This is a genomic window from Sphingomonas bacterium, assembly GCF_903643065.1.
GTDB lineage: Bacteria > Pseudomonadota > Alphaproteobacteria > Sphingomonadales > Sphingomonadaceae > Sphingomonas.
In genome coordinates, this window is the sequence record NZ_CAHJWX010000278.1 from 1 (window position 1) to 3,927 (window position 3,927).

Annotated in this window: 6 protein-coding genes and 1 pseudogene; 4 read left to right on the plus strand and 3 right to left on the minus strand. The window is 69.7% G+C overall.

Annotated elements, in window-relative coordinates; genetic code table 11:
- On the plus strand, positions 1-712 hold a 712-nt coding region (locus HUU95_RS10280), incomplete at its 5' end, for a class I SAM-dependent methyltransferase (RefSeq protein WP_174280027.1).
- A 130-nt stretch (positions 713-842) separates the two neighbouring features.
- Here the strand turns inward: HUU95_RS10280 and HUU95_RS10285 are convergent.
- Positions 843-1,478, minus strand: a complete 636-nt coding sequence (locus HUU95_RS10285; RefSeq protein WP_174280028.1) for a carbonic anhydrase — start codon at positions 1,476-1,478, stop codon at positions 843-845.
- Positions 1,479-1,528: 50 nt separating this feature from the next.
- Between HUU95_RS10285 and lipA the strand changes: the two genes are divergently transcribed.
- The 3 genes from lipA to HUU95_RS10300 are packed head-to-tail and all read left to right on the plus strand — an operon-like array spanning position 1,529 to position 3,113.
- Entirely contained in the window at positions 1,529-2,449 is a 921-nt protein-coding gene (lipA, locus tag HUU95_RS10290) for a lipoyl synthase (RefSeq protein WP_174280029.1), read from the plus strand.
- Positions 2,449-2,652 (plus strand): hypothetical protein, encoded by a 204-nt coding sequence (locus HUU95_RS10295; RefSeq protein WP_174280030.1) that lies wholly within the window; start codon positions 2,449-2,451, stop codon positions 2,650-2,652. Before lipA ends, HUU95_RS10295 begins: the two co-directional genes overlap by 1 nt.
- A 2-nt stretch (positions 2,653-2,654) precedes the next feature.
- On the plus strand, positions 2,655-3,113 hold the full coding sequence (locus tag HUU95_RS10300; RefSeq protein WP_174280031.1) for a type II toxin-antitoxin system RatA family toxin: 459 nt from the start codon (positions 2,655-2,657) through the stop codon (positions 3,111-3,113).
- On the opposite strand, the gene HUU95_RS10305 is transcribed toward HUU95_RS10300, so the two are convergent.
- A complete protein-coding gene (locus tag HUU95_RS10305) occupies positions 3,074-3,574 on the minus strand; it encodes a CinA family protein (RefSeq protein WP_174280033.1) in 501 nt (166 codons plus the stop codon). The two genes, HUU95_RS10300 and HUU95_RS10305, sit on opposite strands and share 40 nt — an antisense overlap.
- Positions 3,574-3,927: pseudogene (locus tag HUU95_RS10310) on the minus strand (hypothetical protein); the annotation flags it as partial. The pseudogene HUU95_RS10310 and the gene HUU95_RS10305, both read right to left, overlap by 1 nt.

Genomic DNA, 3,927 nt, shown 5'->3' on the forward strand with positions numbered 1-3,927 from the left:
GGCGCCGGCGGGCGGGGGCAGGGCGGTCGATCTCGGCTGCGGCGCCGGCACCACCGCGCTGACGCTCGCCGCCGCCCGGCCCGACCTGTCGATCACCGGCGTCGACCTGTCGCCCGAGCTGATCCGGGTGGCGTCTGGCCGAAACAGCTTGTCCTTCTTGCACTTCGAACAGGCCGATCTCGCCGCCGCCGGCGCCCGCCACGTGGCCGGCGCCGACCTGCTCTTTTCCCGCCATGGCGTCATGTTCTTCGATGATCCGGCAACGGTGTTCACCAGCCTGCGTCAGGGGGCCGCGCCTGGCGCGCGGCTCGTCTTCTCCTGCTTTCGCGCGCCTGACCTGAACTCATGGGCGACCCTCGCGACCGTGATTGCCGGCACGCCGCCATCACCGCCGCGCACCGGCTACGCGCCCGGCCCGTTCGGTTTCGCCGACGCGGCCTGGACCGAGTCGCTGCTCGCGCGGGCCGGTTGGGTGGACATCCACCACGAACCGGCCGACTATCGCTACATTGCCGGTGAAGGCGCCGATCCGGTCGCCGACGCGATCGGCTTCCTGCGCCGCATTGGCCCGGTCGCGTCGGCGCTACACGCCGTTCCTGACCAGGGTCGCCCGGCGGCACTCGATCGCCTCACGACCGCGCTCGCGGCGCATCGCGATGGCGACCGCGTCGACTTCCCCGCCGCCGCCTCCATATGGACCGCTCGCGCCTAGAGCCTGTCCCGTTCAGGTGCTTACATCCGTTCGTCCCGAGCGAAGTCGAGGGACCGAGGCGTGGTACGGTGTCTTCGCTCGACACGAACGGGTCAGGATCTAGTCTGAACAGGGTAAGCCCCAACTCACTTCAGGCCACCACGAACCGCCCGTCCTGATCCAGCACCCGCAACCGGCCGTCCGCGATCGCGAACACCGCGCCGTGGATCGTCAGCGTTCCCGCCGCCACCCGCTCGCGCACAAACGGGAAGGTGAGCAGGTTGGCGATCGATACGCACACGCCCTCCTCCTCCAACGCCCGCTGGCCCGCCTCGCCGGTGCCGTATGCCGCCACCACCCGATCACGCGCCTCGTCCAGCATCGACACCCAGTTCGCGACGAAGCCGCCCTCGCCCGGCGCCGCGCCATCCAGGCTGCGCGTCAGCGCCGCATGGACCCCGCCGCACGCGCCATGCCCCAGCACCACGATCTCCTCGACGCCCAGCTTCGTCACCGCGAACTCCAACGCCGCCGCCACGCCGTGGCGCCCGCCATCGGGCTCGTACGGCGGCACCAGCGCGGCGACGTTGCGCACCGCGAACACCTCGCCCGGTCGGCTGCCGAAGATCGTCGCCGGATCGACGCGGCTGTCCGAGCAGGCGACCACCATCACCTTCGGGCGCTGCCCCGTCGCCAGCTCGTCCCAGCGCGCGCGGTCCGCCAGCCAATCGGTGTCGCGGAACCGGTGATAGCCTTCGATCAGGTCGGCGAAACGGGTAGTCGGCATGGGTCCTCGCGTGCGTTGTCTCGGACGCGCGCCGTCGCTATCTGGCGTGCATGAACGAGATGTCCCCGGTGGCGCCAAGCCCCCGCGCGCGCAAGCCCGACTGGATCCGCGTCAAGGCCCCGACCGGCCATGGCGTTGCCGAGACGCGCCAGCTGATGCGCCGGCTGGGCCTCGCCACGGTCTGCGAGGAGGCCGCCTGCCCCAACATCGGCGAGTGCTGGACCAAGAAGCACGCGACGGTGATGATCCTGGGCGACACCTGCACGCGCGCCTGTGCCTTTTGCAACGTCAAGACGGGGATGCCGCGCGCGGTTGACCCGCTGGAGCCCGAGCATGTCGCGGTCGCCGCCGCGGAGCTCGGCCTCAGCCACATCGTGGTGACCAGCGTCGATCGCGACGACCTGCCCGATGGCGGCGCGTCGCAATTCGTGCGCGTGATCGAGGCGCTCCGGCGCAACACGCCCACCACCACGATCGAGATCCTGACGCCCGACTTCCGCAACAAGGCGCAAGCGGCGGTGGAGCGGATCGTCGAGGCGCGGCCGGACGTGTACAACCACAATCTGGAGACGGTGCCCCGGCTCTATCCTACGATCCGCCCCGGCGCGCGCTATTACGCCTCGTTGCGGTTGCTCGAGTCGGTGAAGCGGCACGATCCGTCGATCTTCACCAAGTCCGGCGTGATGATGGGGCTGGGCGAGGAGCGGCTCGAAGTGCATCAGGTGATGGACGACATGCGATCGGCCGACATCGATTTCCTGACGATGGGCCAATATCTCCAGCCGACGCCGCGCCACGCCAAGGTAGCCGAGTTCGTCAGCCCCAAGGCGTTCGACGCCTATGCGGCGATCGCCCGCGCCAAGGGATTCCTCCTCGTCGCCGCCTCGCCGCTGACCCGCTCCAGCTATCACGCGGGCGACGACTTCGCTAAGATGAGGGTGGCACGCGAGCTCAAGCTGGGAGTGCGCTGATGGCGATGATGATGGGTGCGCTATATCAGGCATTGCGGGAGGGTGGCGCCAGCGACGAGCATGCGCAGAAGGCGACGGAAGAGGTGGCTAACGATACGAAGCAGCTGTCGGACATCCGGACGGATCTGGCGCTTGTGAAGACCCTTCTAGGGATTGTCGTGGCTGGGGTGGTGGCTCTCGTGATGAAGGCGTTCATCGCCTAACCGTGCCTAAGCATTCCGAGACTCGTCACCTCCCGTACACGGTCGAGCAGATGTTCGACCTGGTCGCCGATGTGCGGCGCTATCCCGAGTTCCTGCCCTGGGTGATCGCGATGCGCGTGCGGCGGGACGACGCAACCGAAACGCTCGCCGACATGATCGTCGGCTTCAAGGGCCTGCGCGAGACGTTCACCAGCCGCGTCGCCAAGGTGGCGCCCGAGATGATTCATGTCGACTATGTCGACGGCCCGCTCAAATTCCTGCGCAACGACTGGCGGTTCCGACCGAAAGACGGCGGGTGCGCGGTCGATTTCACCGTCGATTTCGCGTTCAAGAACCGGGTGTTCGAGGCGCTGGCGGGGCAGGTGTTCGGCGTCGCGCTGCGCAAGATGATCGGCGCGTTCGAGACCCGCGCGGCGGCGCTTTACGGCAGGAGCAGCTCCAGCGCGCAGAGCGCCGCCTGAAGGCGGATGCCGCCGCGCCCCTGATCGCCGAAATCCTTGCGATCGGCCTGGATGTCCGCCGGATCGCCGCCCCTGCGCGCGCACGCGAACACGACGGTGCCGACCGGCTTCTTGGCCGAGCCGCCGCCCGGCCCCGCCACGCCGGTGATCGCCACCGCGACATCCGCGCCCGTATGCTCCAGCGCCTGGCGCGCCATGCTCCACGCCGTCGCGATCGAGACCGCCCCGAACGTGTCGATCACGTCCATCGACACCTTGAGCAGCCCGGCCTTCGCCTCGTTCGAATAGGTGACGAACCCCGCCTCGAAGACATCGGACGCGCCGGGCAGCTCGGTCAGCGCGGCGGCGACCAGCCCGCCCGTGCAGCTCTCCGCCACCGCGATCCGCCGACCCGCCGCACGGTTCGCCTCGATCGTGCGGCGCGCGGCCTCGACCAGCTCGGGGGGCAGCACCGTCTCCATCACGGACATAACGGCAGCGCGGCGAGGGGGTTGCGCGCGCTCGCCACCGCCGGCTTCTGCGCGGCAATATACCGCAACGCGGTCACCACCACATCGGCGGTGTTGCGCGGCGGCAGGGGCGCGAGCGCCGTCACCAGCCGGTCGACCGTCCCGCAATCGCGTAGCGCGATCCGGCCGACGATCAGCGGCGCCACCAGCGAGGTCAGCAGCCCGCGCGCGAACCGCGATCCGAGCAGCGCCTCAGCCTGCGGGTCGGAGAGCTTGACCAGCGCCGCGCGTGCCGCCGGCCAGGCCGCGTCCGCCGCCGCGTCATAACGGGTCACGTATGGCCCCCGCGGCTGGCGCAACGGGCT